Here is a 17,159-nt window from a genome sequence, read left to right as displayed (position 1 = left end):
TATTATACCGAAAAAGAGAGGGCGGGAGAACGCTGAAAACGCCTCCCGCCCTTTATGTCTTAAATTACCGCGATCTCTACGCGAGGAAGTTTTTGATCTCCTCGATCGTTGTGGGTTCGGCGGAGCGGACCATCGCGCCCTTCCTCATTTCGACGATCGTCGGGAGCTTCGCGATGCCGAGCTTCTCGACCATCTTGCCGTTCCTGTAGCCGTCGATGAAGGCGATCTTTTTGCCGCTCTCCTTCGCGAACTTCTCCGCCGCGACCTGGAGCTGGACCTGTCCCTGATCTATGCTGGAGGTGAAGAGCGCGACCACCTCTTCCGGGTCGATGAGCACTGAACGAAGGTGGAGCTGCTCCGTGATGTAGGCGTAGGCGGCCATCGCGGCTACCGCGCCGTCGCCGGCCGCGGTCACGACCTGACGCAGGTATTTGTCGCGGATGTCGCCCGCGGCGAAGACGCCTTCGACGGAGGTCTCCATTTTATCGTTGGTATCGATCCAGCCGCCTCTGGTCTGCTTGACGACCGAGTTCTCGGGCTGGAGGTAGGCTACGTTAGGCTCGGTGCCGACAAAAACGAAGCAGCCCGCCACGGGAAGGTCGGATACTTCGCCGGTCTTGACGTTTTTAAGTACGAGCTTCTCAACGACGCCCTCGCCCTCGATCGACTCCACGACCGAATTCCAGACGGGGACGATCTTCGGGTTGGCAAGCGCCTGCTCTATCGCCAGACGGTCGGCCCGCCATTCGTCACGGCGGTGGATGATGTATACTTTATCGGCAAAGCGCGTAAGGTAGCCGGCCTCTTCGACCGCGACGTTGCCGCCGCCGACGACGGCGATCGTCTCGCCCTCAAAGAAGGCCGCGTCGCAGACCGCGCAGTAGCTGACGCCGGCGCCGGTGAATTCGGCTTCGCCGGGGCAGCCGAGCTTCCTGAAGCTCGCGCCGGTCGCGAGGATGATCGCCTCGGCCTCGATCTCGCCTTTGTCGGTGACGACGAATTTGCCTCCGTCTCTGAGATCTATCTTCTGCACCGTGCAGTCTCTGAATTCAGCCTTGAAGTGTTCGGCGTGCTTGCGGAAGGTCTCTCCGAGCTCGGAACCTGTTGAATGGATGGTACCGGGCCAGTTTTCGATTTCATCTGTGATGTTGATCTGACCTCCGGGGATACCCTTTTCCAGGATAAGCGTGTCAAGCCCCGCGCGGCGTCCGTATACCGCGGCCGCGAGTCCGGCCGGGCCGGCTCCGATTATTACGAGTTCTCTCTTTTCCATGATTAACATCCTTCCTCAAAGAATATTATTCTTGATAAATTTTCTTATAGCTATCATTATATTAAATTTTATCTTTTGCGCCATATAATATGGCGAATTATTCCGTTATAATCCAAAATTTTATTCATGAGAACAAATTCACTTGAAACAAGCCCCTCAAGCGCACAAATCTGGGAGCTGCCGGCCGTTTCCAGCAAAAGCAGTCCGCCTGGCTTCAGAAACCCCGGGAAGGAACGAAAAAATTTCTTATAGAGCGCGAGCCCGCCCGCTCCGCCGTTCAGCGCCATGTGCGGTTCATAGTCGCGGACTTCGGGCATCAGCCCCGCCATCTCCCCCTCCGGGATATACGGAGGGTTGGAGATTATAAAATCGAGGCTTTCACCGTCAATGGCGGCCTCCGAGGGCTCGGCGTTGCGAAGCAGGGCGAGGCGGTCTTCAAGGTGATGGAATTTCCTGTTGATCGCGGCCCAGCGGAGCGCCTGCGGGCTCTTGTCGATCCCCAACCCCGTAAGCGCCCCGTTTTCCAGCAGCAGGGAGAGCGCGATGCAGCCGCTGCCGGTGCACCAGTCGGCGAAGCGCGCGCCGCGCCCCCGCGGGAAATATTCAAGGGCCGCCTCCACGAGCAGCTCGGTCTCCGGCCGCGGTATAAGGACGCCGCGTCCGACCTTGAAACGATAGCCGTAGAATTCCGCCTCGTGAAGCACGTAGGCGAGAGGGACTCCCTGCGCGCGTCTGGCGGCCGCAGCAAAAATCCCCTCACAGCTCTGCGCGGGGATCTCGTCGTCTTTGTATAAAAGCTCGGCCCGGCCGATGCCAAGCCGCCGGGATATTATGAGGTCCGCCGAATATTCCGGTCTGGCCGCCCCCGCGAGAACCAGCGTCTCGCGGCAGCGGCGGCGGAGCTCCCGCAGCCGCATGCCTATACCGAAAGGTATTTCATCTTCTCGGCCTGGTCGGCCTCGGAGAGCATACTGATAAGCTCGTAGAGGTCCCCGTCGAGTATCTGGTCGAGTTTATAGAGCGTCAGGTTTATACGGTGGTCTGAAAGGCGGTTCTGCGGGAAATTATAGGTACGGATGCGTTCGGCACGGTCGCCGGTCCCCACCTGCCCCTTGCGCTCCGCCGCCATTTCGGCGTTCTGCCGCTGAAGTTCGGCGTCGTAGAGCTTCGTGCGCAGGAACTGCATCGCCTTCGCGCGGTTTTTTATCTGCGAACGTTCGTCCTGGCAGGTGACCACGATCCCGGAGGGAAGGTGGGTAATGCGCACCGCCGAGTCCGTCATGTTGACGTGCTGTCCGCCGGCGCCGCTGGAGCGGTAGGTGTCTATCTTAAGGTCTTCCGAGCGGATCTCGACGTCGACGTCGGCCGCTTCGGGCAATACCGCGACGGTCGCCGTAGAGGTGTGGATGCGTCCGCTCGCCTCCGTCTCGGGGACGCGCTGGACACGGTGGACGCCGCTCTCGAACTTGAGCATGCTGAAAGCTCCGGTACCGTCGACGCGGAAGACTATCTCCTTGAATCCGCCGATCCCGGTTTCGCTGCCGGAGATGACCTCCGTCTTCCAACGCTGGCGTTCGGCAAAGCGCGTGTACATGCGGAAGAGGTTCGCGGAGAAGAGCGCCGCCTCCTCGCCGCCTGCGCCGCCGCGTATTTCGATGATGACGCTCTTGTCGTCGTTGATATCCTTCGGCAGCAGCAGTACGCGGATATCCTTTTCAAGCTCCGGCACGCGCTCCTCGAGCGCGGCGAGCTCTTCCTTGGCAAGCTCGCGCATCTCTTCGTCGTCGCCGTTGATCATCTCTTTCGCGTCGGCGATGCCCTGAAGCACGGCCTCATACTGGGAGAACGCGTCGACGATCGGAGTAAGGTCGACATGCTTCTTGCCGAGCGTCTGCATCTCCTGGGGGTCGTTCGCCACCGCGGGATCGGCCATTTTCAGCTCCAGCTCGCGGTAACTGGCCTCTATCTCTTTAAGTTTATCTATCAGTTCCATCCTCTGCACCACCCGATGTAGTATCTTTATTTTCTTTGTCAGGATCAAGCGCCACGTCAAGCGCGGCGATCGCGACCTCCAGCTGATCGGCGGAGGGTTCGCGCGTAGTTATATATTGAAGCGAAAGCGCGGGCATTATACAGTATTTACCCCAGGTGTCGGAATTGGAAGCACCGCGGATAAATTCGTAGGAGAGCCCGATCACGAGCGGCAGCAGCACCACCCGGCTGCCCACGCGCCAAAGCACGGAACCGCCGCCGATCAGGGAAAATACGATAATGCTCACGACTATTACGACTAAAAGGAAGGAGGTCCCGCAGCGCCGGTGGATGCGTGAATAATGCGCCACGCTCTCGGGCGTTAACGGAGCGCCGTGCTCGTAGGCGTTTATCGTCTTGTGCTCCGCGCCGTGATATTCAAAGACGCGGGCGATATCCTTCCACATGGAGATGGCCGCCACGTAGCCGACAAAGATCACGCCGCGCAGGATTCCCTCGACGATGTTTTTGCCGAAGTGAGAGAGGGCGAAATGCCCCGTGAGATATTCCGAAACGAACATCGGCAGCGCGAGGAATATCCCGACGACGCCGAGCAGCGCGGCCCCCACGGAAAGCACCATCTCAAAGGGGGATATCTTCTCCTCTTCGCCAAGGCTGATATCGGCGGAGAGGGAGAGCGCCTTCATCCCGATCCTCATCATCTCCACCATCGTGGCGAAGCCGCGGACGACGGGCCATTTCCAGAGGCCGCCCTTCAGCCACTCGGAACCGAGCCATGATTTCAGGCAGATCGTCCCGTTCGGCTCCCGGACGGCAAGCCCCCAATGCTCCGGTCCCTTCATGAGCACACCTTCAATGACGGCCTGCCCGCCCACCGGTATCCTTTTAGGAGGCAGGTCCATGACCGCCGAAAACATCACATGAAGCAGCGCGGATATCCTCATTATGAGAGCATGTCTTCCATATCTTTGTACGGCTGCCCGCAGGAATGCGCCTCACGACAGGCTCCCTCGGTAACGCAGGAGGGGCCGGCAGTGACAAAAAGCACGGGCGCGGCTTCGCGCACCGCGCGCAGCATTTCGCGCGCCAGCGCGCGTATCTCCCACTGGGCCCGGCGGCAGAGACGAAGCGCAAAGAAGTGATGCAGCTCGCGCGCGTTCATCGTGACCACGATGCGCGTCTCCGCTCCGTGCGGCAGGATGAAACGCGCGTCTTCCTTCGGAATCCCGAGAGAGACCAGCTCATCGTAGGCGCGCTGCGCGGATTCGATCTGCTCCTTGAAAACGGCGAGCGCGCGCGCGTCAGCCTCTACCGAGGGCGGCACGACACACTCGTTGCCGGTCATTCCTACATAACGCTGACTCTGCTGGGAGTAGCTGGCCATCCTGTGGCGCACGAGCTGGTGCGTCGCAACGCGGCTCACGCCCTCGACGGCAAAGGTGAAAGAGGCGTGTTCAAAAGGGGAGAGATGCCCCGCCTCGCGCAGCATTTTCAAAAACGAAGCGGTCTTTGCCGGGTCGAGGCCGTCAAGTATTTCGGCCGCCCCCGACGGGCTGTAGCATATTTTCGCCGCGGCGGCGACGACCCTGTCCGCCTCCGGCGTCGCGGCGATAAGTTTCACAAAAACGCTCATTCCGGCATCACTCCTATCTGTCGTCAGCTGTCAATGCTGATCTTACTTTATCGTCAACCTCCCACGGGGAGAGGAGCTGTTCGTATTTTGAGACAAGAAAACAAAAGAGGGGTTCGCGCAGGCGACCCCTCTTAAATCGAAAAGCTATTCGGCGGTCTCGCTTACGTTCTTCTGTCCGTAGTTCACACCGGCATACTTCTGACGGAACTTTTCAAGGCGTCCCGCTTCGATGACGCGGCCCTTCTTGCCTGTGTAGAAAGGATGGCACGCGCTGCAGACAGAAACTCTCATGTCGCCCACTGTGGACTTCGTCTCAAATGTATTGCCACAGGCGCAGGTCACCTTACAAACTTCGTATTTCGGGTGGATGTCCTTCTTCATTTATTGCACCTCCAGATGTTCAAGTACGTCTAACATACAGCAATGTATTATATGCCAGATCGGCGGCTGACGCAAGTTATTGTTGTTTATTTTTCCCGTCCGATCGATAAGTCCGGCGCAAAACTTTTTCCGTCTCTAGCCGCGCGCCATCTCGTAAATCTTCACGATGTCCTCGCGGCCCAGTTTTTTGAAGCTTCCGATCGTGCGCGTTCCATAGTAGGTGCACTTTTCGGCAAGCTCGTTGATCTGTTCGCCGCTGAGCTCATAGCCGAGCTCCCTGATGTTCGTCGGCATCTCTATCGAGCGGTAGAAATCCTCCGCGGCGGCTATGCCCCTCTCCGCCGTCGCCCTGTCGTCCGCGCCGCGGGGCACGCCCATCACATTCACGGCGAACCGGGCAAAACGCGCGCAGTCCGCGTCCATGACATAGCGTGCCCAGGAGGCCCAGATCGCCGCCAGCCCGGCGCCATGCGAACAGTCGAACATGCCGCTGAGCTCGTGCTCGATCTGATGGGAGGCCCAGTCCTCGACCGTGCCGCAGCCCATCAGGCCGTTATGCGAAAGGCTGGAGGCCCACATCATATTGGCGCGGGCGGCGTAGTTTTCCGGGTCGCCGCGCAGCGTGTGCGCGCACTCCATGACCGTGCGCATAAGCCCCTCTGCCAGCGCGTCTGTGAGCAGAAGGTCCTTTTCCGTGGTGAAGTAGCGCTCCATCGTATGCATCATGATATCGACGGCGCCGTTCGCCGTCTGATAGGGCGGCAGCGAGTAGGTCAGCTCTGGGTTCAGCACCGCGAAACGCTGGCGCGAGAGGTCGTTCTTACATCCGCGTTTGAGGCCGCCATCCTCGTTCGTGATGACGCTGGAGTTGCTCATCTCGCTTCCGGCGGCGGCGATCGTCAGCACGCAGCCCATAGGCAGGCTGGCCTGGGCCGTGGCTTTGCCGGTGTAGAAATCCCAGACGTCCCCCTCGTAGGGTACGCCGTAACCGATCGCCTTCGCCGTGTCGATGACGCTGCCGCCGCCCACCGAGAGCAGGAAGTCGGCTTTCTCGCGGCGGACGAGCCCGATCCCTTCGCGGACCTTTGAAAGGCGCGGATTGGGGACCACGCCTCCCAGCTCGATATGGGAGACGCCGCTTTCGTCCAGCGAGGCGAGCACACGGTCAAGCAGCCCGCTTCGCTTGACGCTGCCGCCTCCGTAAACGACCATCGCCTTTTTGCATCCCTGTTCGCGGATAAGAGCCCCCGCCTTTTTTTCCGCATCTCTTCCAAATACGACTTTCGTCGGCGCGTAGTAGACAAAATTCTGCATCTGACAAAACCTCTATCCTTACTTTATAAAGTCCTCACGCATCGGCGTGAATATATCAAGCAGTATGCCGCCGTCCTCGAGCGCCTTGACTCCGTGCGGAACGTCGGCCTTCACATAAAAGCAGTCGCCGGGGCCGAGTATCTTCTTCTCGTCTCCAAGGGTAACCTCGAAGCTCCCTTTCACCACATAATCGCACTGGCGGTGCGGGTGGTGGTGCAGTACCCCCTCCTGCCCAGCCTTCCATGTAAGTTCGACGAGCATCAGGTCGTCGATATACCCCTTGATCTTTCTTATGGCGCCGCTGCCAAGTTCCTCCGACGCGATCTGACTGTCCAGTACAAACATATCTCTCAATTCCCTCTTTCGTCAATAAAGTAGTCTATCCGGCCGGCAGGGCAAACCACTGAAATCCAGCCGCGGCTATACCTCTTTCAGCGACCGTCCGCGCTTCGGCTCGGCCTTGAGCGGCACCTTGAGGACGTCCACCGCCTCCATCGTTTTGACCAGCAGCTTCTCCACCGCAGCCGCCTCCTCCTCGCGGCATTCGCAGACGATGGAGTCGTGTATCTGAAGCACCGTCTTCGCGGCGGGGAATTCCTTTTCCAGAGCGTCGTCGAAACGGAAGAGGGCGACCTTTGCGATATCGGCCGCCGTGCTCTGCAGCGGGGAGTTGACCGCGACGCGGTTGAGCGGGTTGTTGCCGCGTCCCTCGATGGTGCTAACCTCGGCAAGCGGGCGTATCCTCCCGAAGTGCGAGATCGTATAGCCGCGCTCCTTAGCCTCCGCAACGCTGTCGCTCATATACTTCTGTACCTTCGGCAGCACGCTGAAATACCTCTCCACCATGCGGGCGGCCTCGGGGCGCGGGATCCCCAGGCGCTGCGCAAGGCCGAAGGCGCTCATACCGTATATGAGGCCGAAATTTACCACTTTGGCGAAGCGGCGCTGCTCCGGCGTGATATCCTCCGAGGGCAGCCCAAAGACCCATGAGGCCGTCTCAAGGTGTATGTCCTGCCCGTCGCGGAAGGCCTGTATCAGCTTTTCCTCCCCCGTAAGGTCAGCGAGGACGCGCAGCTCTATCTGCGAATAGTCCGCCGCGACAAAGACGGAATCAACGCCGCGCGGGGTGAAGCAGGCGCGGAAGCGGTCCGCCCACTCGCCGAATACCGGCATGTTCTGCACGTTGGGGTCTTTGCTCGCCAGGCGTCCGGTGCCGGTGGAAAGGTGGTCGAAGGTCGAATGGATCAAGCCGCCGCCCTCGCGGCTCAACTTCAGGAAGGGCTGCACGAAGCCTGTCTGTACCTTTGACTCTTCGCGGTAGTTTATTATCTTCCGCGGTACGACGCAGAGCGGCTCCGGCAGTTTTGAGAGTTCTTCGAGCACGTAGGCGTCCGTCGAATAGCCTCTATGGTTTTTCTTTATCGGCGGCAGCATCAGCCGTTCAAACAGCAGTTGGCTCACCTGCTTTGGCGACGAGAGGTTTATCTTTTCACCGACATAGCTCTCGATATCCGCCTCCGCCGCGGCGATGTTCCGGGACAGTTCTCCCTCAACGGCGGCGAGCATCCCCGCGTCCGCGTGTATCCCCGTGCGGTACATCTTCGCGAGGGTTTTGGAAAGAGGCAGATCTATCCCCAACATCACCTTCTCAAGCCCGTATTTTTTTAAGTCGGGCTCAAAGAGGGCGTAGAGATCGAAAAGGCGCAGCGCCAGCTCCTGATCCTCCGGCAGCGGGCCGCCGATCGCGCGGGCGATGCCTTTCGCGCCGCCGCGGTCGGGGTGAAGCAGGTAATTGGCGACTTCCAGGTCATGTATCCTCTCAAACGGCGGCAGCGGCAGCTCTGGATAAAGCGACATCAGCGTCCGGCAGCCGTACAGAGTGAGCGTTCCGCGCTCCGTCCAGCCGCGGAATTTTTCGACTTCTTCGGCGGAGGACAGGTCAAGGTTCGCGCACCGGCCCCTCCGGTCGGCGAGAGCGAAGCCGCCCAGCATGAGCGCCGCCGGCGCGGCCGCAAGCTCATCCGAGGCGAGCAGTTCGTCAAGCGAAACGTCGGACGCCTCTATCTCACCATCAAGGACGCCCATGGCCGAGCCGGCCGCGGCCTGCCCTGCATCGCCGGAGAAGCGCTCCGTCAGTTTTTTGAGCCCGAGCCGGCGGCAGAGTTTCAGCAATTCTTCCAGATCCGGCTCCCGCACCGTAAGTTCGTCAAAGGGGACCGCCTCGGTCGGCTGCGGGACGATCAGCTCACGGCTGCGAAAGGCGAGCTCGCGGTTCTCTTCAAGCTTGCCGCGGCGCGCTTTGGCGACCGTGTCAAGGTTTTCATAAATCTTTTCCAGCGAACCGTATCTGCCGACCAGCTCCTTCGCCGTCTTGTCGCCGATGCCGGGAACGCCGGGAATGTTGTCCACCGCGTCGCCCACAAGCGCGAGGTAGTCGGCCATCAGCGGCGGCTCAAAGCCGTATTTCTCTTTAAAATTTTCCTCGTCGTAAAGGCTGAAATCGGTGACGCCGCGCGAGGGGCGGATAACTTCGATATCGCCGTTTATCACCTGAAAGAGGTCCTTGTCCGCGGACAGTATCCTCACTCCCCAGCCGCCGCGCGCGCCGGCGGCCGCGGTGGAGACGATGCAGTCGTCGGCCTCCACCCCCTCGCGCATAAAGACCGGCATCCCCATCAGCCGGCACAGCTCGACGATGAGCGGCAGCTGCACCTTGAAAGACTCCGGCGTCGGCTTGCGTCCCTCTTTATAATTCTCAAAAAGTTCATGCCGCTTGGTGGGTCCCTTTACATCAAAGAATATCCCCAGCCCCTCCGAGGGCCATTCCTCAAGCGCCTTCATCAGCATATTCATAAACCCGAGAACGGCGTTCGTCGGCGTGCCGTCTGCGGCCGCAAGATTCTCCGGCAGCGCGTAGAACCCCCTGAACGCAAGCCCGTGTCCGTCTATCAATAACATCTGTTTTTTCATGTAGCCCATCCTCGCTGTCTTTAGGATATAATAGTTAGCTGTGGCAATAAGTCTGTACGCCGCTCCGGCGGTTCGTCTATAATACTCCAAAGACCATTTTAAAGGAATTGTTCTTGTTGCCGCCGCATAAAATATGTAAAAATTCTGGGGAGGAAAAATAAATGACCGATAAGGTAAGAGTAAGATTCGCGCCGAGCCCGACAGGATCGCTCCACATCGGCGGAGCGCATACCGCGCTCTTCAACTGGCTGCTCGCGCGCCGCACCGGCGGGACCTTCGTCCTTCGTATCGAGGATACCGACATGGAGCGCTCGACGAAGGAATACGAGCAGAGCATCCTTGACGGTATGCGCTGGATGGGGCTCGACTGGGACGAAGGGCCGGACAGGGGCGGCGACTACGGCCCCTACCGCCAGTCAGAACGTATGCACCTCTATAAAAAATACGCCGACCGGCTGCTGGACGAGGGCAAAGCCTACGAACAGGACGGCGCCGTCTTCTTCAAAATACAGCCCGGCAAGCATATTCACTTCCACGACGAGGTCTACGGAGATATCGACGTAGAAAGCGAGAACGCCTCCGTCAACCAGGACGGCACGATAAAGGACATCGTCATTATGAAACGCGACGGCATGCCGACCTACAACTATGCCGTCGTCATCGACGACTACACGATGGGGATAAACATGGTCATCCGCGGAGAGGATCATGTGATCAACACGCCTAAGCAGCTCCTCATCTACGACGCCCTCGGCTTTGCGGCCCCGGGCTTCGCGCATCTGCCGATGATCCTCGGCAAAGACAAGAAAAAACTCTCTAAACGCCAGGGGGCGACAAGCGTCTTTGAATACAACGACATGGGCTACCTTCCCGACGGCGTATTCAACTTCCTCGCGCTGCTCGGCTGGTCGCCGAGAAGCGGCGAGGAGGTCTTCTCCCGCGAAGAGGCGGTGGAGCTCTTCGACATCAAAAACGTCACGAGAAAACCGGCTGTGCTCGACATCGACAAGCTCAACCACATAAACCAGGAGCAGATGAAGCGCATGGCGCCGGGAAAGCTGCTTGAGGTGATACGTCCCTTCTGGGTACGGATGGGCCTGCCCGTCGATAAATTCGGCGACGGCTACCTCGCCGCCTCGCTCAAGACAATGGGCGGACGCGGCCAGACGACGATACAGGTCGCCGAATACAGCGACTATTTCCTCGACTTCGCCAAAGTGCGGGAACGTTACGACGGCGGCGATATCAAAGAAGAGCTGCGCCCGAAGCTCAGAAAAATTTACGGCGAGCTTCTCGGCGCCTGGGGCGACGGCACGCCGGAACACCTCCACGAGCGGGCGCAGGAGATATTCGCCGCCAACGAGAGCTCGATGAAGGAATCCGCGACGCCGATGCGCTGGGCCCTCACAGGCCGCAAGGTCAGCCCCGGAGTATTCGAAGTGGCAAGCCAGCTCGGAAAAGAAGAGACAAAAAAGAGACTTGAGTTCTACGGCCTGGTTTGATCCTATAACGATCTAAAGAGGGGCCTCCCGTGAATTTGGAGGCCCCTCTGAATCATCGCCAGCATACGGCGCCCGCGGAACGCCCCGGTCAGACCAACACGTAGTTGTTCTTACCCAGTTCTTTTGCGCGGTAGAGCGCGGTGTCGGCCTTCTCCATCAGGAGGTCGTAATCCCTGCCGTCGCGCGAAACTAAGGCCGCCCCTATGCTGACGGTAATCTTTATCTCCCTGCCGTCGGGGGCCGCTTGCCCGGCGACAAGCGCCTCCAGCATCTCCTGAGCCTTCTTTTCCACAACGCCCCGAGGCGCCGAGGTCATAAAGACGCAGAATTCGTCTCCGCCGAATCTGCCGATCACGTCGTCCTTGCGAAACAGCGAGTTGAGCTTTTGCCCGGTTTCGCGGAGCAGGTCGTCGCCCGCCATATGGCCGAAGGTGTCGTTGTATCTCTTGAAATTGTCCAAATCCATGAAAAAGACGGCGCCGCCAATGTCGCGGCTGTTCTCAAGCACAGTCTCCACCGCCGCCTTGAAAGCGCCCTTATTGTAAAGGCCGGTCAGCGGGTCCCTCTGTGAGAGTTTTTTCAGACGCTCGTGCTCGCGGACCTCCGTTGAGACGTCGGTTATCTTGCCGACGATCCGCGTCGGCACGCCGTTCTTGATCACAGAATATATCTGCGCGTCGCACCAGATAAAATCGCCTTTCTTGTTCAGAAGACGCAGCCTGCGGATCAGCGTTCCCTCTCCGCGCCGCTGTTTTTCCAGCATCTCTTCGTAGACCGGCATGTCGTCCGGATGGATGGTAAAACTGTCGGCGAACGTATCTCCGGGGTATTCGTCCCGCTCTTTGCCGCCGAAGACCTCCCTGTATTTTGTCGAACAGAGCATACGGCGGTCTTCAACGTTGATATCAAAGATAATGTCGTTCGACTGCTCAACGACGAGTTGATATCTCTCCATTTCAGATTTTAGCCTGGCGCTTATCTTCTTCTCTTCCGTAATATCCAGCATCACGCAGTAAAGGATCGTGTCCCCGTGCGCGTTTTTCGCGGCCGTGCCCCTGAACAGCGTATAGACGAAGCTGCCGTTGACGTTCATGATCCGCAGCTCCATCGAGATACACTCGCCCTCCTCTTTGTCTTTCCCGAAGCGCCGGCAAAATTCTTCCGCGTCGTCGGGATGAATGTAGGCGACACACTTATCCGGCCCCTTTTGATCGAACTCCCCGCGCGAATACCCCACAAGGCCAAGAAAACCGTCATTGGCGTAGGTTATGCAAAAGCGTCCCATTTCGGAGAGCGTTATCACGCCGCCGTTGATATTGTTGGATATGTTCTTCAGCGTGGCCGCGTTCTCTTCCGTAAGGCGCATATTCTTTCTCTTTTCCTCCCAGGCGGCGCAGAGCAGCCCCAGGCAGACGGCCAGAAAAAACAGCATTACAAAGATCGTCGTCTTATACTTATAAAAAAGGTCTTCAAGCGTTATCGCGTTCGGCCTGGCGATGGTGTGGGCGTTGATTATATTTTCCACCGCCTGCCCGTTAAAATTTTTGATCGTCTTGTCGAGGATGGACAACAGCCGGGGGTCGCTCTCGGCCGCCGCGGCCATCGTCAGCTGCTCCTCCGCGGCGGTGGTGGAGATCGTGACGATGCCGCCGTACTTCGGCCGCTGAAGGAGCGCGCCGATCACGCAGACGTTATTGGCGGCAACGTCGGCGACGCCGTTCTTCACGGCGTCCATGCACATCGCCGGGGAGGGGAATTTTATCATCTCGCTGTTTGGATATCTGGCTCTGATATTTTTTTCGCTCGCCGGGGATACATCGTCGGCAACGGCGATTTTAAGACGAGAATCCGAGGTGAAACGCAGCCCGGGTTTGCCGGCGAATATCGTCGAAGTGGTCATGAAGGGAGAGGTCTGGCGCAGCTCGCCGTCGACGCCGCTGCCCTTATAATTTACAGCCGCGCCGATGAGATCAACGCCGCCAGCCTTTATCGCGGCGGTCTCTCCTCCCGGCATCCCCATGGCGGTAAAGGTGAAGCGCAGGCCGCTCTCGCGCGAGACGAGCGCGTAAATGTCCGGGATTATCCCGCACATATCGCCCTCTTTGTTTTTGTAGGAGAGCGGCGCGCTGTCGGCCGGCAGCGCCACATTGAGCGTCGGCGCGCCGGAAATAAAATCAAGCTCGCCGCGCGAATAGGGATATGTTTGTTGAAAGCCGTAGTAATGCCGGTTGAGCCTGTTTTCGAGATCGGGGTCCTCAAGCTTGAGCGCGATCACAGCCTCATTCAGCTCCCGCAGTACTTCCGAGTTGTATTTTTGCGTGACATAGTAAAAGGGCGCCGGGGAAAATTTCGCCAGCATCTTATGCCTGCCGGTCATCGCCGTAAGGTTCGTCGCCACGGCGTCGACCTCCCGGGACGCCAGCGCCGCGAACATCGCGGGCGGGGTCCGAAAATCCACAAAACGCGGGACGAAGCCGTTCCTGGCCGCGTAACTCTTGAACTCTTCGCGAAGGACATAGTTTTTCAGACAACCGATCTTTATCTCGCCGAATTTTTTAAAATCCTCATAAACGATGTCCTTATTGCCGCTGAGAGTGATCAGCGCGCCGTATGTATTGCCGCTGGGATAGATCGAGAAGGCGTACCTTTTGCCGCGCTCCGGATTAAGCTGTACGGGAGCCAGGATATCGGTCTTCCCCGCCTCAAACATCTTCAGCGCCGCGCTCCAGTTGTCGGCCCTTACATACTCCACCCTCCATCCGGCCCGGCGTGCGACATGCGCGAGATAATCCACATTATAACCGGTCATATTCCCGCTTGAGTCATAAACGTTGAAACGCCCCGAAGGAAAGAACCCCACCTTCACCGTCCTCGGCATATCGGCGTACGCGGCGGCACAGACGACAACGGCAAAAAGAAATGCAATAAGAACGCTCGTTTTTTTCATGACAAAAGTCCTCTCCGGGAAAATATACACGCAATGCAGGTCAACAAAAGCTTCACTTAAAATACCTATTTTTACTATTATATCAAATTATTTCACCACCGGGGCAAAGCGCGCGGCGCACCGACATGCGCTGATGGCGTCGGATAAAATAAATTCCAAACGCTATTCCCCACGGGCTGCCTTTGCTATAATGTTCGCGGAGATCCTTTTTAAGTCGTAGTATGGGGTATGGAAGCCCGACATCGGTGCGGGCAGGGTTTTTTGCGGATGTTTTCGCATCGGCCGCGGACAACCGGCACGAGGCGGGGCCCGCACAGGCAAAACCGCGCGGGAAAAATCGTTTAAAGGAGCAGATCATGGAGAATAGGTGCGATTTATTGAATGAACAGCTTTTGAACGGCGTCGGGAATATCGCCCGGGTCATGTCCGCCGACGGAAAAGTAGCGGACTATATCCCGGAACTCTCGCTAATGTCAGCGGAACTTTTCTCTCTTAGCTGCCAGGGCATCGATTCTTCGCTAATGGAGACCGGCGACAGGGAGCAGTTCTTCACCATGCAGTCCATCTCAAAAATACTCGCCCTCTCCTTCGCGATCGAGAATTTCGGCAGGGAAAACGTCTTCCGCCATGTCGGCATGGAGGCGAGCGCCGATTCCTTCAACTCTCTCATGCGTATCGAGATGACTTCATCCAAGCCCTCCAACCCGTTCATGAACGCGGGGGCGATCGCTGTCTGCTCGCTCATCCACAAAGCCTACAAAGAGGAATCCGTCGAGAGGCTCTTATCCTTTATGGAGAGTGTAACCGGCCGGGAAAACGGCTTTGACGAACGGGTATTTTCCTCGGAAAAACGCAGCGCCGACCGGAACAGGGCGCTGGCCTTCTTCATGAAGAGCATGGGATTTCTCCACGGAGACGTCGAATCCATCCTCGATTTCTATTTCGCTCTGTGCAGCCTGCGCTGTACGAGCGGCGACCTCGCTAAGATCGGCGCGATGATCGCCGCGGGAGGCGTCGCGGTCCATTCGGGGGAACGCGTCATCCAAAAGGAGACTGTCTTTACCCTCATGGGGCTGATGAGTACCTGCGGACTATATAACGGTTCGGGGGAATTCGCCGTCCGCGTCGGCCTTCCCGGCAAAAGCGGCGTCTCCGGCGGCATTCTGGTCGCCGTTCCCGGCAGGATTGGCATCGGCGTATTTTCACCGGCGCTCGACGCCAAGGGCAACTCCGTCGCGGGGATAAAGGCCCTTGAACTGCTCTCCGAAAAACTGGACCTGCGCGGCTTCGGCAAACATAACAGATGATGGATCCCCTAAGCTCGGTTTGACCGCCGCCTCGGCGGAGCAGACGGCCGGCGGGCTCAGGTATACGCCGATGATCTTCACACGATAACGATATCAAGATGGGAGGCCGCTTTACCCTGCGGCCTCCCATCTTGATTCCCTTATTCTTGTATTTTCCTGAAACTTACTGCTTTTTCTGCTCCCTGCCCCAGGAATCTTTCAGCGATACCGTCAGGTTGAATACGGGGCGCTCCGGCGTCGTGACGTTGTCCGCGCAGAAGTAGCCGTGACGCAGGAACTGGAATTTGTCTAGCGGCGCGGCCTGCGCGAGCGACGGCTCGACGAGGGCCTCCTCCGCGACCACAAGCGACTGGGGGTCGAGATAATCTTTGTAGTCCTTGCCCTCTTCCATGTCGTTCATATTGCGGAGGGTGAAGAGATGCCCATAAAGGTTGACCTTCGCCTTTACGGCGTCCCCGGCCCAGACCCAGTGGAGCGTGCCCTTTATCTTGCGTCCGTCGGGCGCGTCTCCGCCGCGGCTTTCCATATCGACGGAACAGCGCAGCTCGGTGACGTTGCCGGCGGCGTCTTTTACCGCTTCATTGCACCTGATGATGTAGGCGTGCTTGAGGCGCACCTCTTTGCCGGGCGACAGGCGGAAGAAGCCCTTCACCGGTTCTTCCATGAAGTCGTCCCGTTCGATGTAGAGCTCTTTGCCTATCTTCACAGTGCGGCTGCCGGCCCCGGCATCCTCGGGGTTGTTCTCGGCTGGAAGCTCGTCAACAAAGCCCTCGGGCCAGTTTTCGAGCACCACTTTAAGCGGCTTGAGCACGGCCATACCGCGCCGCGCCGTCTTATTGAGCTCTTCGCGGAGGCAATGCTGCAAAAGTTCGACCTCTACCATGCTGTCGGCCTTCGCGACGCCGATCTCACGGCAGAAGCGGCGGATGGCGGAAGCGGTGTAGCCGCGGCGGCGAAAGCCGGATATAGTCGGCATACGGGGATCGTCCCATCCGTCGACGATGCCGAGCGATACAAGCTCCAGCAGTTTGCGTTTGCTCATCACCGTATAGGTAAGGTTGAGGCGCGCGAATTCATACTGATGCGGCACATGGGGAACATCCACGTTGGCGATGAACCAGTCGTAAAGAGGGCGGTGATCTTGAAATTCAAGCGTGCAGATCGAATGGGTGACCCCTTCGATGGCGTCTTCATAGCCATGCGCGAAATCATACATCGGGTAGACGCACCATTTGGCGCCGGTACGGTGGTGTTCGCGCTTGAGTATGCGGTAGATGACGGGGTCGCGCAGGTTGAGGTTGCTGCTTGCCATGTCGATCTTCGCCCGCAGGACGTGGCTGCCCTCTTCAAATTCCCCCGCGGTCATCTTCGCGAAAAGCGCGAGATTCTCCTCGACGCCGCGGTTCCTGTAGGGCGAATCGACGCCGGGCCTCGTCAGCGTTCCGCGGTTCGCGCGGATCTCGTCCGCGTTCTGATCGTCAACATAAGCTTTTCCGGCCCTGATGAGCTCCAGCGCCCACTCATAGAACTGCTCGAAATAGTCGGAGGCATAACGCAGCTCCGCCCAGTCAAAGCCGAGCCATTTGACGTCCGCCATGATCGCCTCGACATACTCCGTCTCCTCCTTCGCGGGATTCGTGTCGTCGAAGCGGAGATTGCATTTTCCGCCAAATTGTTCCGCCATGCCAAAGTTGAGACAGATGGATTTCGCGTGCCCGATATGGAGATAACCGTTGGGCTCGGGAGGGAATCTCGTGATCACCCCTTTGACCGTGCCGTTTTCGAGGTCTTTGGTTATTATCTCTTCGATAAAATTCTGGTTTTTGTTTTCTGAAGCCAT

13 protein-coding genes are annotated in these 17,159 nt (G+C 58.4%); 2 read left to right on the top strand and 11 right to left on the bottom strand.

What is annotated here, in order from left to right; translation table 11 throughout:
* Positions 1-76 precede the first annotated feature (76 nt).
* From trxB to CLOEV_RS05950, 9 genes are all read right to left on the bottom strand, one after another.
* Positions 77-1,273 carry a thioredoxin-disulfide reductase gene (gene trxB / locus CLOEV_RS05990; protein ID WP_008709723.1) on the bottom strand — a complete coding sequence of 399 codons (1,197 nt, stop codon included), beginning with the start codon at positions 1,271-1,273 and terminating at the stop codon, positions 77-79.
* Positions 1,274-1,341: 68 nt separating this feature from the next.
* Positions 1,342-2,190 carry a peptide chain release factor N(5)-glutamine methyltransferase gene (gene prmC, locus CLOEV_RS05985; protein WP_034442542.1) on the bottom strand — a complete coding sequence of 283 codons (849 nt, stop codon included), beginning with the start codon at positions 2,188-2,190 and terminating at the stop codon, positions 1,342-1,344.
* Between the two features lie 2 nt (positions 2,191-2,192).
* Complete coding sequence (gene prfA / locus CLOEV_RS05980) at positions 2,193-3,266, bottom strand: peptide chain release factor 1 (protein WP_008709725.1); 1,074 nt, start codon at positions 3,264-3,266, stop codon at positions 2,193-2,195.
* Positions 3,250-4,209 (bottom strand): DUF1385 domain-containing protein, encoded by a 960-nt coding sequence (locus CLOEV_RS05975; RefSeq protein WP_008709726.1) that lies wholly within the window; start codon positions 4,207-4,209, stop codon positions 3,250-3,252. The genes prfA and CLOEV_RS05975 overlap by 17 nt, the downstream gene beginning before the upstream one ends.
* Positions 4,209-4,898 (bottom strand): FAD-dependent thymidylate synthase, encoded by a 690-nt coding sequence (gene thyX, locus CLOEV_RS05970; protein ID WP_034442539.1) that lies wholly within the window; start codon positions 4,896-4,898, stop codon positions 4,209-4,211. Before thyX ends, CLOEV_RS05975 begins: the two co-directional genes overlap by 1 nt.
* A 144-nt stretch (positions 4,899-5,042) precedes the next feature.
* On the bottom strand, positions 5,043-5,279 hold the full coding sequence (rpmE, locus tag CLOEV_RS05965; protein WP_008709730.1) for a 50S ribosomal protein L31: 237 nt from the start codon (positions 5,277-5,279) through the stop codon (positions 5,043-5,045).
* 135 nt (positions 5,280-5,414) lie between these two features.
* Entirely contained in the window at positions 5,415-6,593 is a 1,179-nt protein-coding gene (locus tag CLOEV_RS05960) for an iron-containing alcohol dehydrogenase (RefSeq protein ID WP_034442536.1), read from the bottom strand.
* 18 nt (positions 6,594-6,611) lie between these two features.
* Positions 6,612-6,938: a cupin domain-containing protein gene (locus CLOEV_RS05955; RefSeq protein ID WP_034442534.1), complete on the bottom strand. Its 327-nt coding sequence runs from the start codon at positions 6,936-6,938 to the stop codon at positions 6,612-6,614.
* Positions 6,939-7,013: 75 nt separating this feature from the next.
* Positions 7,014-9,563, bottom strand: coding sequence for a DNA polymerase (locus CLOEV_RS05950; RefSeq protein ID WP_034442532.1), 2,550 nt, complete (start codon positions 9,561-9,563; stop codon positions 7,014-7,016).
* A 161-nt stretch (positions 9,564-9,724) separates the two neighbouring features.
* Here CLOEV_RS05950 and CLOEV_RS05945 point away from each other — a divergent pair, with 161 nt between their 5' ends.
* Positions 9,725-11,065: a glutamate--tRNA ligase gene (locus CLOEV_RS05945; RefSeq protein ID WP_034442529.1), complete on the top strand. Its 1,341-nt coding sequence runs from the start codon at positions 9,725-9,727 to the stop codon at positions 11,063-11,065.
* Between the two features lie 88 nt (positions 11,066-11,153).
* Here the strand turns inward: CLOEV_RS05945 and CLOEV_RS05940 are convergent, their stop codons facing one another.
* Positions 11,154-14,012 (bottom strand): diguanylate cyclase, encoded by a 2,859-nt coding sequence (locus CLOEV_RS05940; protein ID WP_034442526.1) that lies wholly within the window; start codon positions 14,010-14,012, stop codon positions 11,154-11,156.
* A 356-nt stretch (positions 14,013-14,368) separates the two neighbouring features.
* Here CLOEV_RS05940 and glsA point away from each other — a divergent pair, with 356 nt between their 5' ends.
* On the top strand, positions 14,369-15,319 hold the full coding sequence (glsA, locus tag CLOEV_RS05935) for a glutaminase A (RefSeq protein WP_245591113.1): 951 nt from the start codon (positions 14,369-14,371) through the stop codon (positions 15,317-15,319).
* A 163-nt stretch (positions 15,320-15,482) separates the two neighbouring features.
* Here glsA and CLOEV_RS05930 read toward each other — a convergent pair whose 3' ends face one another.
* The gene (locus CLOEV_RS05930; protein WP_008709743.1) at positions 15,483-17,159 is read right to left on the bottom strand and encodes a glutamine--tRNA ligase/YqeY domain fusion protein; all 1,677 of its coding nucleotides are present in this window, start codon (positions 17,157-17,159) and stop codon (positions 15,483-15,485) included.

The sequence above is a fragment of the Cloacibacillus evryensis DSM 19522 genome, assembly GCF_000585335.1.
GTDB lineage: Bacteria > Synergistota > Synergistia > Synergistales > Synergistaceae > Cloacibacillus > Cloacibacillus evryensis.
The sequence above is the reverse complement of the archived record's forward strand: the minus strand, read 5'-3'. Positions and strand labels throughout refer to the sequence as shown.